At 65.6% G+C, this 16,489-nt stretch carries 15 protein-coding genes; 11 read left to right on the top strand and 4 right to left on the bottom strand.

Annotated elements, in window-relative coordinates; all coding sequences use genetic code 11:
- Positions 1-127: 127 nt before the first annotated feature.
- The 6 genes from B5X73_RS14350 (at position 128) to B5X73_RS14375 (ending at position 5,315) form a co-directional block, all read left to right on the top strand.
- A complete protein-coding gene (locus B5X73_RS14350; protein ID WP_079522295.1) occupies positions 128-856 on the top strand; it encodes an ABC transporter ATP-binding protein in 729 nt (242 codons plus the stop codon).
- Complete coding sequence (locus B5X73_RS14355; RefSeq protein WP_079522296.1) at positions 853-1,608, top strand: ABC transporter permease; 756 nt, start codon at positions 853-855, stop codon at positions 1,606-1,608. Before B5X73_RS14350 ends, B5X73_RS14355 begins: the two co-directional genes overlap by 4 nt.
- Positions 1,608-2,954: a GldG family protein gene (locus B5X73_RS14360; RefSeq protein ID WP_079522297.1), complete on the top strand. Its 1,347-nt coding sequence runs from the start codon at positions 1,608-1,610 to the stop codon at positions 2,952-2,954. The genes B5X73_RS14355 and B5X73_RS14360 overlap by 1 nt, the downstream gene beginning before the upstream one ends.
- A 1-nt stretch (position 2,955) precedes the next feature.
- A complete protein-coding gene (locus B5X73_RS14365; protein ID WP_079522299.1) occupies positions 2,956-3,447 on the top strand; it encodes a hypothetical protein in 492 nt (163 codons plus the stop codon).
- Between the two features lie 45 nt (positions 3,448-3,492).
- Positions 3,493-4,305, top strand: a complete 813-nt coding sequence (gene mutM, locus B5X73_RS14370; RefSeq protein ID WP_079522301.1) for a bifunctional DNA-formamidopyrimidine glycosylase/DNA-(apurinic or apyrimidinic site) lyase — start codon at positions 3,493-3,495, stop codon at positions 4,303-4,305.
- A 95-nt stretch (positions 4,306-4,400) separates the two neighbouring features.
- Positions 4,401-5,315, top strand: coding sequence for a phosphoinositide-specific phospholipase C-related protein (locus B5X73_RS14375; protein ID WP_079522302.1), 915 nt, complete (start codon positions 4,401-4,403; stop codon positions 5,313-5,315).
- A gap of 11 nt (positions 5,316-5,326) precedes the next feature.
- Here B5X73_RS14375 and B5X73_RS14380 read toward each other — a convergent pair whose 3' ends face one another.
- The gene (locus B5X73_RS14380; RefSeq protein WP_036109706.1) at positions 5,327-6,100 is read right to left on the bottom strand and encodes a hypothetical protein; all 774 of its coding nucleotides are present in this window, start codon (positions 6,098-6,100) and stop codon (positions 5,327-5,329) included.
- Entirely contained in the window at positions 6,097-6,750 is a 654-nt protein-coding gene (locus B5X73_RS14385) for a thymidine kinase (RefSeq protein WP_079522304.1), read from the bottom strand. The genes B5X73_RS14380 and B5X73_RS14385 overlap by 4 nt, the downstream gene beginning before the upstream one ends.
- A gap of 156 nt (positions 6,751-6,906) precedes the next feature.
- Between B5X73_RS14385 and B5X73_RS14390 the strand changes: the two genes are divergently transcribed.
- Positions 6,907-8,901 (top strand): UvrD-helicase domain-containing protein, encoded by a 1,995-nt coding sequence (locus tag B5X73_RS14390; protein ID WP_036109700.1) that lies wholly within the window; start codon positions 6,907-6,909, stop codon positions 8,899-8,901.
- A gap of 98 nt (positions 8,902-8,999) precedes the next feature.
- Positions 9,000-9,443, top strand: coding sequence for a lysozyme inhibitor LprI family protein (locus tag B5X73_RS14395; protein WP_079522306.1), 444 nt, complete (start codon positions 9,000-9,002; stop codon positions 9,441-9,443).
- A gap of 28 nt (positions 9,444-9,471) precedes the next feature.
- Here the strand turns inward: B5X73_RS14395 and B5X73_RS14400 are convergent, their stop codons facing one another.
- Both B5X73_RS14400 and B5X73_RS14405 read right to left on the bottom strand, forming a co-directional pair.
- The gene (locus B5X73_RS14400; protein ID WP_079522308.1) at positions 9,472-10,491 is read right to left on the bottom strand and encodes an AI-2E family transporter; all 1,020 of its coding nucleotides are present in this window, start codon (positions 10,489-10,491) and stop codon (positions 9,472-9,474) included.
- 48 nt (positions 10,492-10,539) lie between these two features.
- Positions 10,540-11,559 carry an AI-2E family transporter gene (locus B5X73_RS14405; RefSeq protein WP_036109691.1) on the bottom strand — a complete coding sequence of 340 codons (1,020 nt, stop codon included), beginning with the start codon at positions 11,557-11,559 and terminating at the stop codon, positions 10,540-10,542.
- A gap of 146 nt (positions 11,560-11,705) precedes the next feature.
- On the opposite strand from B5X73_RS14405, the gene B5X73_RS14410 reads away from it, so the two are divergent.
- The 3 genes from B5X73_RS14410 (at position 11,706) to plsB (ending at position 16,446) form a co-directional block, all read left to right on the top strand.
- Positions 11,706-12,623: a 5'-nucleotidase, lipoprotein e(P4) family gene (locus tag B5X73_RS14410; RefSeq protein WP_079522310.1), complete on the top strand. Its 918-nt coding sequence runs from the start codon at positions 11,706-11,708 to the stop codon at positions 12,621-12,623.
- 218 nt (positions 12,624-12,841) lie between these two features.
- Complete coding sequence (locus tag B5X73_RS14415; protein ID WP_079522312.1) at positions 12,842-13,813, top strand: hypothetical protein; 972 nt, start codon at positions 12,842-12,844, stop codon at positions 13,811-13,813.
- A 32-nt stretch (positions 13,814-13,845) separates the two neighbouring features.
- Positions 13,846-16,446 (top strand): glycerol-3-phosphate 1-O-acyltransferase PlsB, encoded by a 2,601-nt coding sequence (gene plsB / locus B5X73_RS14420; RefSeq protein ID WP_079522314.1) that lies wholly within the window; start codon positions 13,846-13,848, stop codon positions 16,444-16,446.
- Positions 16,447-16,489 lie beyond the last annotated feature (43 nt).

A 16,489-nucleotide genomic window follows, 5' to 3' on the forward strand; every position in this document is an offset into this window, starting at 1 on the left:
GGTTTCCGAACCCCTTTCCGCACAATCGCGGGATGACCGCCCCCTCGCTCGTTCAGCATGATCACTCCCCTGCGTCTTTTTGCTCGCAAGATAGTGCGCGTTACGCGGTGTTCGGCGACGTAGCCGCATGAGCGCGGCCCATTTGCTGAATGTCGCAGACGTTACGAGACGCCGTGCCGGGCGCCTGGCCGTCGAGGGGGTGTCGTTTTGCCTGAACCGTGGTGAAGTCCTGGGCCTCCTCGGCGTCAATGGCGCGGGCAAGTCCACCACGCTTTCGATGCTCGCCGGTGCCCTTCGCCCTGACAGCGGACGTATCGAGCTGGACGGCATGGATTTCGTGCGGCAACCGGCCATGGCGGGACGTCTGCTCGGCTGGCTGCCTGAAAGCGCCCCGCTGTGGCCTGAGCTGTCCGTCGACGAGCACCTGATCGCGTTTTCCCGGCTCCGCGGCGCCAGCCGGGCCGTGGCAAAGCGCGCGGCGGACACGATCGTCGCCCGCCTGCAGCTCGGCGACCTTCGCAGGCGCCTCGCGGGGGTCCTGTCGCAGGGCCAGCGCCAGCGACTCGGGCTCGCCTGCGCCCTCGTCCACGACCCGGCGCTGATCATTCTCGACGAACCCGCCAACGCACTGGATCCGGTGCAGGTGGGCGAGCTGCGCCGACTGATCCGCGAGCGGGCCGCCGCCGGTGCCGCTGTGATCCTGTCGACTCACGTCCTTGGTGAGGTGGTCGCCGTGTGCGACCGCGTGGCGATCCTTCACGAAGGGCGCCTGCGTCACGATGCGCCGCTGCACGACGACCACGGCGGCGATATCGAATCCATCTTCTTCGGCATCGCCACGGGAGCCGGCGCATGAGCATCGCCGCCGTCGCCCGCCTGGAATGGCGCCGCCTCGCTGTCCGCCCGCTCGCATGGGCGCTCGCCGCACTCACCATCGCCTGGCTGGCCTGGACCTTCGTCCTGGGCCTCGGGCAATTTCTCGGTGCGCAGGTGAAGCTGGCGGGGATCGCCGACGCGCCGGGCTTCACGGATCTGGTCGCCATTCCGCTGCTGGCGGAACTGGTCAAGCTCGCGTTTCTGGTGGTCCCGCTGATGACGATGACCCAGCTCGCCGGTGAACGCCGCGCGGGCACCCTCGCCCTGCTGGCCTCCACGGGCCTGTCACCGACACTAATCGTGCTGGGCAAATACATCGCCGTGCTCGGATGGCTGGCGCTCTGGCTGCTTGCCACGCTGTCGATGCCCCTGCTGGTCGGTGCCGAATCAACCGCCGACTGGGGCAAGCTCGCCGCGGCGACACTGGGCACGGCCCTGCTCCTGGCGACACTGGCCGCGATCGGCCTCGCCTGCTCCGCGGCGACGGCGTTCCCTGCCATTGCCGCGGCGATGGCACTCATCGTGACGCTCGTCCTCTGGACGATCGATCGGGGCGCTCAGGCGGCAGGCCTGAGTGGCGGCTTCCTCGGCTGGCTGACCATGGCCACGCATCTGCAGAACCTGCTTCGCGGGCTGGTGGTCTCCAGCGATCTCATCTGGTTCGCACTGGCCATCGCCCTGTCACTGATCCTCGCCATCCGCCGACTCGGCGCCGACCGGGAGCGCCAGTAATGCGCCGCCTCGATCGCTGGCTCGTCCTGCTCGGGCTGCTGGTCGCCACCGGTTGCATCGGTTTCCTGAGCACACGTCACACGTGGACGGCCGACTGGTCGCGAGGCGCGCGCGCCAGCCTCGCGCCGGAAAGTGTCGCGGTGCTCGACACACTGCACGGCCCGGTCGAGGTGGTCGGCTACCTCTCGCCCACCGGGCCACTGAGCGAGCAGATCGCCGCCGTCATCGAGCGCTATACGCGTGAAAAGAAAGACCTGACGCTGTCCTTCGTCGACCCCGACCTCGACCCGGCGGCCTCGCGCCAGCTCGGTATCGCCGGCGACGGCGCCCTGCTGGTGCGCTATCAGGGCCGCGAGCAGCGGGTCGAAAGCCCGATCAACGAACGCAACCTGTCGAACGCTCTCGAGCGACTGGCCCGGGGCGGCGAACGCGTGGTCGCGTTCGTCACCGGCGACGGCGAACGCCAGCCCGACGGTCGCGCCAATGCGGACCTGGGCACGTTCATGACCCAGGTGGAGCGCCGCGGCATTCGTGCCGTACCGCTCAACTTCAGCCAGACGCGCGGGGTGCCGGATCACACCGACCTGGTCGTGCTCGCCAGCCCCACGAGCTCCCTTCCGGCGGACAGCGTCGCCGCGCTGGTCGACTACGTGCATGGCGGCGGCAACCTGCTCTGGCTCACCGAACCGGGTAACGAGGACTTCGGCACCGGCCCGCTGGCCGACGTGCTCGGCGTGCGTGTGCTTCCGGGCGTCCTCGTCGACGGTCAGGGCAGCACCCTCAACGTCAACGATCCCCGGATGGTCGTGCTCGGCGACTACCCGTTCCACGCCATCACTCGCGGGTTCCGGGAAAGCACCCTTTTCCCGCAGGTATCGGGACTGGCCCAGGTCTCCGACCACGACTGGGCCGTGGTGCCTTTCCTGCGCTCGGGCGAGCGCAGCTGGACGGCCTTCGGCGGTATCGATAACGCCAGACCGTCGACGATCGCCTTTCACCCGGAAGCGGGCGAACTCAAGGGCCCTCTGGATTTCGGCTTCGCCCTGAACCGACTGTCACCCAGCCCCGATCGCAATGAGCAGCGAGCCGTCGTGATCGGCGATGGCGACTTCCTGTCCAACACGTACATCGGCAATGGCGGCAATCGCGCGCTCGGCGAACGCGTGCTCGACTGGCTCCTCGGCGACGACGTACTGGTCGACCTGCCGACGCGCGGTGCACCGGACCGGGTGATCTCGTTGTCGCAGGACGGGCTCAACGCCATCAGCTTCGGCTTCCTCATCGCGTTGCCGGTGACGCTGCTCGGCCTCGGCGTCGGCATCGCCTGGCGCAGGCGGAGACGCTGACGTGCGCACGCGACTGATCGGCCTGCTCGTCGTCCTCGCGCTGATCGTCGCGGTGGCCTGGCAATGGCGCGCGGATGAAAGCGATGCGCGCGCGCACCTGCTTACCGCGCTGGATCCGGACACGGTGAGCCACGTCGAGCTGACCCTGAAGGGATCGCCTGCGCAGCGTTTCGAACGGCACGACGGTCAGTGGCTGACCGATGGCACCCGGATCGCCGATCAGGGCCGTGCCGACGAACTCGCCTCGCTGGCCGCCACGCCGGTCGCAACGTGGAATCCGGCCTCGACGTTCGATGAGGCAAAAATCGGGCTGGCACCGCCGGTCGCCGTGCTGGTGCTCGACGGCGTCCGCGTCGAGTTCGGCGAGATGGCCGCTCTGGGTAAGCAGCGCTACGCGAAAGTCGGCGACCGGATCGCCTTCGTACCCGCCCAGGCCCTGCCGCGCGCACCACGCACGGCCTCGCTGCCGACCCACGATTCACCGGCGCCCTGACCGGCAACGGTTGCCAGCCGCCGCGACAGCCCCCATCTTCGGCCCATGCCAGAACTTCCCGAAGTCGAAACCACCCGTCGCGGTATCGCACCTCACCTGGAAGGGCGTCGCGTGACGGGCGTCGTGCTGCGTCGACCCGATCTGCGCTGGCCGATTCCACCGGAAATTTCTTCGTTGCTGCCTGGGCAGGTCATCGAAGCGGTGGACCGACGCGCCAAATACCTGTTGCTGCGAACACAGGCGGGAACCGCCCTGTTCCATCTGGGCATGTCCGGCATGCTGCGCGTGCTTCCCCCGGACACGCCCGTGGGCAAACACGACCACGTCGACCTGATGCTCGAATCCGATCGCGTGCTGCGTTTTACCGACCCCCGCCGGTTCGGTGCGCTGCTGTGGCAGATGCCCGGCGAGACGCACGCCTTGCTCGATGGTATCGGTCCGGAACCTCTGACCGACGCGTTCGACGGTGACGTGTTGTGGCGACTGTCCCGCGGCCGCAGCGCCGCGGTAAAGACCTTCATCATGGACAACGCGGTCGTGGTCGGCGTCGGCAACATCTACGCCAGCGAGGCGTTGTTCGCCGCGGGAATCGATCCGCGCCGCGCCGCCGGCAAGGTGTCACGCGAGCGCTACGCGAAGCTCGCCAGCGAGATCAAACGGATTCTCGCGTACGCCATCACACGAGGGGGCACCACCCTGCGCGATTTTCTCGCGCCGGATGGCGCCCCCGGATACTTCTTCCAGGAGTTGTTCGCTTACGGACGCGCCGGCGAGCCGTGCCGAACCTGCACGACGCCGATCAAGGTCGTGACGCTCGGCCAGCGAGCGTCGTTCTATTGCCCTACATGCCAGCATTAGAAAAGACGACAACGTTTCGAGCGTTTCGCGGACTCCGAAGCGCGTGGGCACGCCACTAGGCTGACAGTTATCCTACTGCGGCAGGGAATGCCCTCATGAAAAAACTGCTGTTCGCCGTGGCGACATCGATCGCTACACCGATGGCCCTTGCCGGCCCGACGGAAACCCTCGGCCTGGACGAACCCTTCGACCGCTACACGTGGCTGACCGCGCACAACGCCTTCACCAGCAACGGACTGATTCGGAATCAGCGGACGACGATCGCCCAGCAACTCGAGGCTGGCGTACGCGCGTTCATGCTCGACCTGCATCCGTTCGAGGGACGCGTGGCACTGTGTCATGCGAAGTGCACGTACGGCCCCGGCACCGAGCGGTTCGCCACGCTGCTGGAGGCGACCATCCTGCCCTACCTGGATACCCATCCGGAGGCGGTCATCACGCTCCAGCTCGAGGATTTCAGCACGCTGGCACAACTCAAAGCCGAGCTGCGACGTGTTCCGCGCCTGGGGAGCGTCACCTTCGATCCCACGACCTGGGACACCGAACGATGGCCGACCTATCGCGAGCTGATCAGCCGCGGCCAGCGCCTGTTGATCTTCAGCCTCAACGAGGCGAACAGCGGTGCGATCTTCACCGAGCACGGGACCGTACACATCATGCCGACCGTCCGCTACACCGTTGAGAACTACTGGAGCCTGGGCATGACGATACTGACCCACGACCGCAGCTGCCGCAGCCGGTGGGATGCGGACGTACAGCCCCTCGACCGCACGTCCATCCCCGGCAAACCGGGCTGGCGACCGCTGTTCACCATGAATCACTTCCACGGTTTACCGGTCGCACACCACGCAAGTCACGACAACGCCTTTGAAGAGCTGCGTCGCCGTTACCTCGACTACTGCCTTCCGGCAGCGAAGCGCAAGCCCAACTACGTCGCCGTCGACTTCCACGACGAAGGCGATGCGCAGGCGTTCGTCGACTGGCTCAATCAGCTACCTGACGCGCGCTGAACCACGCTGACTCAGTCAGGCCAGCGCATCGCCGCATGCGAGTTGTTGAACAGCGGATCGCTCTCGTCACCGGAGAGAGCCACGGTCAGGCCACCCTTCACCCCATCGACCTCGACGGTCTGATCCTGCTCGAAATGCGCGCCCAGCGCCCCGAGGTCGACGAAGCGCTCGGACAAGGCGCCCGCGCGGTCGATGTCGCGATCGGGCACGTTGGTCAGGCTGATATCCGGACGACCGAACTTGCGCATGCCACGCGTACGGATCCACGAGCGCCCCTTGGTTTCCTCAGGGCTGCAGAGAATCAGCACGTGATTCCGCGTCGGCGCGCCACCCTGGACCAGGTAGTGCTCGCGCCAGCCGGCGGCATCGAAAAGGGTCAGGATCTGCGGATCGACGACGGCCTTGCCACCGATGTCGGTCAGCGCGGCTACGACGCCGAGGGTGTCACGCAGATAGTCGAGATTGTCGCGGTCCGGGAAGCGGCCGCGGATCGCCACCACATGCGGCGCCGCCTTGGCGGCGGCAAAGGCCTCGGGGCTATCTTCGCGGAGCAGGTCGCCGAGGGCGCCGGACAGCGGGTACCCCTCCCAGCGCGACAGCACGGCGTTCTGAAAACGCTGCAACTCCACACCTTCGGGCAGGCCCGGGCTGCCATAGCGGGCAGCGGGGATGGCGAGATCCTGCGGAAAAGCGCCGAAGACGAAGAAGAGCAGGACCGCCTCCTCGTGACTCGGCTGCCAATGGGGGCGCGGCCAGCTGGCGGCGGTGGTCGTCGTCTCGGTCACGCGGGCTTTCCTTCGTCGGAATCGGATTCGCCGAGCGGCAGCACGGATTGCTGCAGCTCGATACGGCCTTCACCACCGGTAATGCTCTTGAACTCGGCGCGGCTGACGGAGACATAGCGGTCGTTGCCGCCGATCTCAACCTGCGGCCCCTGGGTGACGGCGCGGCCGTGTTCATCCACGCGCACCACCATCGTCGCCTTCTTACCGGAATGGCAAATCGTCTTGATCTCTTCCAGGTTGTCCGCCCAGGCCAGCAGATACCGGCTGCCTTCGAACAGCTCACCCCGGAAGTCGGTGCGCAGCCCGTACGCCAGCACGGGAATGCCTAGGCGGTCGACCACGTCAGACAGCTGCCAGACCTGGTTCCTGCTCATGAACTGGGCCTCGTCCACCAGCACGCAGTGCAAGGGCCCACGCGCGGCGATATCGCGCTCGACCATGGCGAAGATGTCCTCTTCGCCAGCGAAACGCAGCGCCCGCGCCTGCAGGCCGATCCGCGAGGCGACGATGCCCTCGCCGTAACGGTTGTCCAGCGCCGGGGTCAGGATCAGCGTGCGCATCCCGCGCTCGTGGTAATTGTGCGCGCTCTGGAGCAGCGTCGTGGTCTTGCCGGCATTCATTGCCGAATAGTAGAAATACAGCTTGGCCATACGGGATCGGTCCGGAACGTGACCGGCCATGGTACCGCCAAGTGCCCGCCACGGCAGTCTCGCCGCCGTTGAGAGTGACGAGTCCGGGGTCCGCCGACCTCCGCACCTGATACCATCCCCGTCCTCGTTCGCCTGTCCTCTCCGGCCCGAATCCCGATGCTCAATCCGCAACAACACGCGGCCGTCGAGTACTGCGACGGTCCCCTTCTCGTGCTGGCCGGCGCCGGCTCGGGCAAGACACGCGTCATCACCGAAAAAATCTCGCACCTCATCTCACGGCGCCACCTGGCGGCCGAGAAGATCGCCGCCATCACCTTTACCAACAAGGCGGCGAAGGAGATGCGCGAGCGCGTGGGCAGGCTGATCTCCGAGCAGTCGGCGAAGGCGCTCACGGTGTGCACGTTCCACGCGCTGGGGCTGAAGTTCCTGCAGATCGAGCACGATCGCGCGCAGCTGCGTCGCGGCTTCTCCGTGCTCGACGCCGACGACAGCGCCAACATGATCAAGGAGCTGTCGCCCAAGGGCGTCAAGCCCGAGGTGATCCAGGGCATCCGCAACCTGGTGGGCAAGGCCAAGAACGGTGGCCTGACACCCGAGGAAGCCATGGCCTCGGCGCGCAGCCCGCGCGAGATCGAAGCGGCGACCATCTACGACCTGTACCAACAGCGCCTGGCCGCCTTCAACGCGGTGGACTTCGACGACCTGATCCGCCTGCCTCTTCGCATCCTCGAGACGGACGACGAGGCGCGCGCGATCTGGCAGGAGCGCCTGCGCTACCTGCTGGTCGACGAATACCAGGACACCAACGACGCGCAGTATCGTCTGCTCAAGGCCATCGCCGGCCCCAAGGCACGCTTTACCTGCGTGGGCGACGACGACCAGAGCATCTACGCGTGGCGCGGCGCGAACCCCGAGAACATCGACCAGCTCGGGCGCGATTTCACCAACCTGCGCGTGATCAAGCTCGAACAGAACTACCGCTGCGCCAAGCGCATCCTGCGCGCGGCCAACCAGCTGATCGCCAACAACCCGCACGTCCACGAAAAGAAACTGTGGAGCGACCACGTCGAAGGTCCGCCCATCCGCGTACTGGAATGCAAGGACAACGACCACGAAGCGGAACGCATCGCCTCGATCGCCGCCAGCCTGCATGAAAAGTACAAGGACAAAGGCATCCGCTGGGATGACTTCTGCATCCTGTACCGCGGCAACTTTCAGGCGCGCGTGATCGAGAAGGCGCTACGTCTCGCGCGCGTCCCGTATCACCTGAGCGGCGCACTGTCCTTCCTCGATCGCGCGGAAGTGAAGGACATCCTGTGCTACCTCCGCCTGCTGACCAACCCGACCGACGACGCCGCGTTTCTGCGCGTGGTCAACGTACCCAAGCGCGAGATCGGCGCCACGTCGCTCGAAAAGCTCGGCCAGATGGCGCAGGCACGCAATGCCTCGCTGCTCGACGCCGCGCGCAGTGACAGCGCACTGAAGAACATCGCGGCCCGCCCCGCGTCGGCACTGGCCAGCTTCGCACGCCTGATGGACGAGCTGCGCAGCCACGCCGTACACGAAAGCGCGGCCGACCTCGTCAACACCGTCATCGAAAAGACGGGTTACGGTGCGCAGATCGCAGCCTCCACCACGGACGAAGTGCTGCGCGAACGCCGCCTCGGCAACCTGCGCGAACTGGTCGACTGGTTCCGCGCGATGGGCAAGGACGGCGGCCGCACCGGCGATATCGCCGCGCAGCTCGCACTGCTCAGCCACGCGGATCGGGACGACCCGGGCAACGCGTTGCGCATGATGACGCTGCATTCGGCGAAAGGCCTCGAGTTCCGTTTCGTCTTCATCGTCGGCTGCGAAGACGGCACGCTGCCTCACGAAGGAGCGATCGACGAAGGCCGTCTCGATGAGGAGCGACGATTGATGTATGTGGGCATCACACGCGCCAAGGAAATGCTGACGCTGTCGTTCTCGGCACGCTCGCGCAAGTACGGCGAGGTGCTGTCGAACGATCCGAGCCGCTTCCTCGACGAACTGCCGCAGGACGATCTGCACTGGGATGGCAAAGACCCGGATGCGGATGCCGAGGTGAAAAAAGAAGCGGCCGATACGCATATCGCGCGCATCAGGGCGATGCTGGCGGGCGGTGGATAACAACTGCGAATCCGGCAGGTCGTTCGAGGCGAAGCTGATGTACCGCGTGGATGGCTGCCAGATAACGTTAACCGGCGAACGCATGGAAGAAACGAAAGATGAAGACAGGTATTTTGCTAGCCCTGTGCATGACGGTTCTTACGTTTGGGACCTCCGCCTTCGACGCTGAAAGTCGTACGGCTCAGGCAATGCGCCGCAGTGCGCCGAAAGGAATCACAGAAGCGCTCTATGCGTGCGTTGATAACGCCGGCCTCGACCAGGCACTGCTTGGAAAATGCCTCGCATCGGAGCGAAGTATCCAGGACGCTCGTCTCAACAAGGCCTACGGGCAGTTGATGAGGAAGCTGGACGACAGAACCAGGGAGGCCGTCAAGGTAGCCGAGCGTGCATGGCTGGATTTCAACGTCAAAACGGTAGCTGCCGAGACCGCCATCGGCGGCACCAATCAGGTCGCCAATGTTGACGTAGCCAACGCCGAGCTATTCAGGTACTGCGAGCGCGCGAACGTTCTGGAAAATTATTTATTTTCCATCGGCGACTAGCTAGTCTCGGTTTCAGGGAAGGAGCGGATCAGATAAGCCGCTCCGCCTCCAACTCGCTCTTCAGGTAGGCGTAGTAAATCGGAGCCGCCACAAGGCCCGGAATGCCGAACGCCGCCTCGAACACCAGCATCGCGATCAGCAACTCCCACGTGCGCGCGCGAATCTGCCCGCCGACGATCTTTGCGTTGAGGAAATATTCGAGCTTGTGGACGACCACGAGGAAGACCAGCGCCGCGACGCCCACCCAGAGTCCGACGGACAGCGCCGCGACGACGATCAGCGTATTCGAAATCAGGTTGCCCGCGACCGGCAGCAACCCGACGACGAAGGTCACCGCCACCAGCGTTTTCGCCAGCGGCACATGGATGCCGAGAATCGGCAGCGCCACCAATAGGAACAACGCCGCGAGCGCCGTGTTGATCGCCGAGATCTTCAGCTGGGCGAAAATGATGTTGTGGAAGGCCTGAGCCAGGCGCATCGTGCGCGTCGAGAGTTCGAACGCCAAGGGCTTGGCCGGACGGCCACCGGCCCCGTGCGATACGGCAACGATCGCACCCAGCACGAGACCGATCAGGATATGCGCCATGACGCGCGCCGCGGTCGTGCCCACGAGCTTCAGGTCGCCCGCGTGCTCATGCGCCCATCCCATCCCTTGCGATCGGAAATCGTTGAAGCTGTCCGGCAGGCGAGTGGTCAGCCACGCCGGCAGCTGCTCGTGTGCCTTGTCGAGCAAGGGCACCAGCTTGCTGTCCCACAGTTCCTGGGGATCGCCGATATCGCGCCGGTAGAAGCTGAGCGCCGCGAACACCAGCAGGATGATCGCCCCGACCACGATGATCGTGACGACACCCACGGCGATCGGGCGCGCACGCTCGCCGGGGATCACCCGTCGGATCAACGGCGTCAGCGCCTCGACGACCTCATAGACCAGCAGGCCGGCCAGGAGGGCCGAAACCAGGTGCAGCATCAGCACGCCCCACAACGCCAGCGCCGCGAGGACGTAGGTGGCGATGCGGACGGCGCGGGAATCTCCAGGCGTGCGGATCATACGGAACTCCTTGAACTGGCGGCGATTCCACCAGCAAGGAGATGAACGTCAGATCAAGCGTTCCGCTTCGAGTTCAGACTTGAGGTAGGCATAGAAGATGGGGGCCGCGACCACGCCGGGCAGGCCGAAGGCGGCCTCGAACATCAGCATGGCCACCAGCAGCTCCCAGGCGCGGGCCCGGATCTGGGTGCCGACGATACGCGCGTTGAGGAAGTACTCCAGCTTGTGGATGACGATCAGGAAGACCAGGGCACCCAGGCCGACGTAAAGGGACACGGACAGGCCGACGATGGTGATCGCCGTGTTGGACAGCAGGTTGCCGATCACCGGCAGCAGGCCGACGATGAAGGTGACGATGATCAGGGTCTTGGTCAGCGGCAGGTGCACACCGCACAACGGCAGGATGCAGAGCAGGTAGATCGCCGTGAACGCGGTGTTGACCAGGGATATCTTGATCTGCGCAAACACGATGTTGTGGAACGCGTCCGCCAGGCGCGCGCTGCGGAGCGACAGTTCGGCGGCGAACGGCCCCACCTGATGCGTGGGGCGGGTGCGGCTCAGCGCGACGATGGCGCCGAGGATCAGGCCGATGAGGATATGCACGAGTACGCGCGCCGCCTCCTTCCCTGCCAGCTGCAGTGTCACGGCGTGGGAGCGCGCCCAGTCCATCGCCGTGAAGCGCAGCGCTTCGACGCTGTCGGGAAGACGATCGACGATGGCCGCCGGCAACTGCTGGCGCGCCCGTTCGACGAGCGGCATCAGGCGATCCTGCCAGAGCTCCTGCGGGTTGCCGATCTCGTTGCGGAAGAAACTGATGCCGCCCAGGATCAGCAATGTGAGCAACCCCACCACGACCACGCCTATCACCGCGACGGCGAGCACGCGCGCACGGTCGCCGGGAAGGCGACGTCCCATGAGCGGCGCCGTGGATACGACCATTTCGTAGACGAGCAGGCCGGCAAGCAACGCCGGCAAGAGACGCAGCAGGAGAATGAGCAACAGCCCGACCGCGGCGGCGACGTAACTGGCGATGCGCACGGCGCGGGTCCGTGGGGTGGAAGCGTCCATGGACGACCTCGTCGTGTGTGAGACCGCAGTCTGTCAGTACGCGGGGCCACAGCGCCAGAGGCGTGCGCCTCGTCGTCAGGCTGTCGTAAACTCCGTGGAGAATCGCCGCCCCTCGGGTGCCGATACCCGATCCACAAGGGGTTTTCATGATGAAGTTCGCTCCGGTCGCGCTCGCGGCCGCTCTCGCTCTCGCGGGCTGCGCGCAGGCGCAGCGTCCCGCCGCGTCCACACCGACGGCGGTGTCGGCGCCTGCCGCCGCCGTCGAGGCACCGGCCACGGCCGGCGTCGCCGCCGACGACAATCTCAACGCGGTGGCCTGGTCCCAGCGCGCCAGCGAGCACGACTTCATCTACGTGCAGACGTTCCGCAATGCACAAGAGAAAATTCTCAAAGCGAAGCAGGATCCAAACTGGGACGCCCTGCCCCGGGACGACCGCGCGGTGCACCCCTCGCTCAAGGGCCTGAAGCCGGCCGTGATCCTCGACATCGACGAGACCGTGCTGGACAACTCACCCTATCAGGCGCGTCTCATCCGCTCCGGCGGTGAATTCAACGAGGCCGCCTGGGCCGACTGGTGCAGAGAAGCGGCCGCCCGTGCGCTGCCCGGCGCCGTGGAGTTCACCCGTTTCGCCGCGGACCACGGCGTCGCCGTCTTCTACGTGTCCAACCGTGCCAAGGATCTGGACGAGGCGACCCTGGCCAACCTGCGCTCGGCCGGCTTCCCGGTGGCCGGCAAGGCATCGTTCCTGGGCCTCGGGACGTTCGTCGAAGGCTGCGAGCAGGCCGGCAGCGAGAAGAGCTGCCGCCGTCAGCTGGTGGCAAAGAACTATCGCGTGCTGATGCAGTTCGGCGATCAGATCGGCGATTTCACCAGCATCCCCGGCAACAACGACGAAGGCCGGACCAGGGCCATGGCACCCTACACGGCATGGATCGGCGAACGCTGGTTCGTCTTGCCGAACCCGACCTATGGCTCGTGGGAGCCCGCTTTGTTCGACAACGACTACGATCTGCCCCGTGCCGAGCGCCGCCAGAAGAAGATCGAAGCGCTTCGCATCAAGTAAAATCAGATACTTAGATGCATGTTTATGACGTATTGCTTTAGCAATGTCGTCCAACTATCATCCCTCTCGCCGAAACCCGTGGCGCCAAAAGCAATGCGGGCAAGGCCATTTCCCTTTCCGGCTTCGGGCTGGATAACCCCGTGAGACGATGAGTCTCCGGGGTTTTTTCTTGTACGCTCCCCGTCCCCGCTGTGCCGAGACGCGAGAAGCCCTCCCCTATGCGCCGCCCCCTCCTGCTCGTACCGGTCCTTCTGGCCCTGCTTGCGCTTGTCGCCGCCTGCGACAAGAAAAAGGCGGAAACGGCCGGCACGCCTGGCGGTGGCTCACCCGAAGACGCCACACGCGAGTCGCTCGCCCTGATCCGCGACGGCAAGTTCGACCTGTTCTGGAAGCACGCGCTCCCGCCGGCCGACTTCGACAATCTGCGCAAGGACTGGCCGCGTCGTAACGAAGCGGAGGCGCCGATGGATCCGGACGACCGCGCCAAGTTCGAGGCCGGTGTGAAACGCCTGACCGATCCGGACGCGGAGAAGAAACTGTTCGCCGACCTGCGGCCGACCCTCGTACGCTTCGATCGCGACTATAAAGACCAGATGCCCCTGATTTCCGGTGTGGGCCAGTCGATGGCGCTCACGGCGATCGATCAGGCCAAGGACCTCACCGTGCCGCAGAAGCGGCAGCTCCGGGAGGCGGTCAACGTCATCGCCCCGTGGACGCAGACGGTGGCCTGGGGCGATCAGGCCCGCGCGAAGGAAGCCATCGGCGTGCTGGTCGACACGGCTCGCAAGGCTGGCCTGTCCACGCCTGACGCGCTGCACCAGATGACGTTCGAGCAATCCATGGCGACATGGTCGACCGCCTGGCTCGGCTTCAAACGCCTGCTCGATGTCTATGGCCTGTCGGTCGACAAAAGCTTCGACTCCGTCAGCATCGATACGCTGGAAAACAGCGGTGGATCGGCGCACGTCACGATCACTTACACCTTGCTCGACAAGCCGATCCAGACCGACGCGACCCTCGTTCTGCTCGATGGGCGGTGGTACGACAGCGATCTGCTGCAGCGCGTCCGCGACGACCACGCGCGCCTTGCGCCGCCAGCGCCATCGGCCACCGCGCCTGCCCCGGCGAGCACGGTCGCTCCTCCCACGCGAAGCCCAGGCGCACCCGTCGCGGTCGCCCGGGGCCGCTGAAGCCGTACAATCCCACGATGTCAGAAATTCCGATGAGTGCGGATCCGCACGTCCATGTCGCCCGTTCGCCCTGGTGGTTCAAGCTGCTGGGGCGGCTTCTCGAACCCTGGGTGCGGATCAAACGCGAGCCCGCCGAACCCGCCGTGTTACTCAGGAGCGGGGCGGCCGTGTGTTACGCCATCGAGCGCGATGGCACCTCGGACGCGCTGATCCTGGAGCGCGCGTGCCGCGAGGCCGGCTTGCCGAGCCCGATGCAATTGCTCGATCTGCCGGGGCGCCGCCGTCGCTCGGTGTTCTCGCTCAGTCGCCGTCATGGCTGGCTGTTCGGTCGTACGGATGCCCGTGGTCCGAAGGAGCCCATCGGTCAGCTCATCCGGGCGATCGAAGACGATCCTTCGCGCGACATCCAGATCGTCCCCGTCTCGATCTACGTCGGTCGCGCCCCCAACCGTGAGAGCGGCTGGTTCAGCGTGCTTTTCGCCGAGAACTGGCTGGTCGTGGGACGTTTCCGGCGCATGCTGGCGCTGCTGCTCAACGGACGCGATACGGTGGTGCACTTTTCGGCGCCCGTATCGCTGCGCTCGGTGCTCGACGAATCGCGCGGTCTTACGCCGGAACGTCTGACGCGCAAGATCGCCCGCGTGCTGCGTACGCACTTCCGTCGCATCCGCGCCGCGGTCATCGGCCCCGATCTGTCGCATCGACGCACCGTCGTCGACGCCGTGCTCAACACCGAGCCGGTGCGCGACGCCATCGCCGCCACAGCGAGCAAGGAAAACATCACGCTGGCGAAAGCGCAGCGCCGCGCGCGGGATTTCGCCCTGGAGATCTCGGCCGACTATTCGCATCCCGTCGTGCGTTCGTCCTCGTTCCTGCTCGCGAACTTCTGGAACAAGCTCTACGACGGCATCGCCATGCACCACTTCGACAAGGCACGCGCCGCCGCGCCGGGTCATGAAGTGATCTACGTGCCCTGCCATCGCAGTCACACCGACTACCTGCTGCTTTCGTACCAGCTGCATCACTCCGGCGTCGTGCCGCCGCACATCGCTGCCGGCGTCAATCTCAACCTGCCCGTGGTCGGACCGATACTGCGTCGCGGCGGCGCGTTCTTCCTGCGTCGCAGCTTCAAGGGAAACGCACTTTATTCCGTGGTGTTCAACGAATACCTCGCGCAACTGGTCGATCGCGGCGTTCCGCTGGAGTACTTCATCGAAGGCGGCCGCTCGCGTACCGGACGGCTGCTTGCCCCGCGCGCGGGCATGCTGGTGATGACGCTGCGGGCGTTCCTTCGTGCGCCGCGCCGCCCCGTGCTGTTCCAGCCGGTCTATATCGGTTACGAGAAGCTGATGGAGGGCAAGTCGTACATCGGCGAACTGTCCGGCAAGCCCAAGGAAAAGGAATCGCTGCTCGGACTGATCCGCGGACTCAAGGTGCTGCGTCAGCGCTATGGCCACGTCACGCTTAACTTCGGTGAGCCCATCGAACTCACCCCGATGCTCGATGCCGTCGCGCCCGACTGGCGCGCGACGACCGCGGATCCGGACGTCAAACCGGAATGGATGAACAGCGTGGTCGACGATCTCGCCGACCGCATCCAGATCAACATCAACCGCGCAGCGGACGTCAACCCGATCAACCTGCTTGCGCTCGCCTTGCTGGCGACGCCCAAGCACGCGATGGCGGAAAACGACCTGCTTGCGCAGCTCGAGCTGACCAAGGCGATGTTCATCGAACTGCCTTATTCGGACCGCGTCACGATCACGCCCATGAATCCACAGGGCATCATCGCGTACGGCGAGCAGATGGGCTGGATCCGTCGCGTCAGGCACCCGCTTGGCGACGTGCTGGTCACCGACGACGAGCAGGCGGTGCTGCTCTCCTACTTCCGCAACAACGTGCTTCACCTCAATGCGGCCGCCGCCTGGGTGGCGGCGTGCTTCCTCAACAACCGCCGCATGTCCCGCTCGTCGGTCATCCGGCTGGGCCGGATCATTTATCCGTTCATCCAGGGCGAGCTTTTCCTGCCCTGGGATCAGGACGGTTTCGCCGCGCAGATCCAGGAAACGATCGAGTTCTTCGTGCGCCGCGGCATCCTCGAGTCCAGCGCCGAAGGCCGCGTGCTAGAACGCGGGCCCGGCCAGGACGACGGCTCCTATCAGCTGCGTGTCATCGCACGCAGCATGTTGCAGGCCTTCGAGCGTTACTACATCGCCATCGCCGCGCTGGTGAAGAACGGTCCGCACACGATGAGCTCGGGCGAACTCGAAACCGCGTGTACACTTACCGCTCAGCGCCTCGGCCTGCTCAATGAGCTGTCCGCGCCGGAGTTCTTCGACAAGGCGTTGTTCCGTGGATTCATCCAGAAGCTGCGCGAGGTCAAGGTCGTATGGACCGACAACGCTGGTAAACTCGACTTCAGCGACGCGCTGGAAGACATGGTGCGTGACGCACGCGTCATCCTCGCTCGCGAGGTGCGCCATTCGATCCTGAAGATCACCCCCGGCGGCGAAAACGACCGCGATCTGGACGCCCGCCCGCCGAGCGATCCCGGCGAAACCACCGCCGAGTCGCTGCACGAGCGGCACGTGGCGAACGAAACGATCCGCCACCGGGAGCATCCAGCGGAGTAAGCGCCGACACGCTGTCGCTCTCAATGGGGACAGATGTCGGCGG

The organism is Luteibacter sp. 22Crub2.1 (genome assembly GCF_900167995.1).
GTDB lineage: Bacteria > Pseudomonadota > Gammaproteobacteria > Xanthomonadales > Rhodanobacteraceae > Luteibacter > Luteibacter mycovicinus.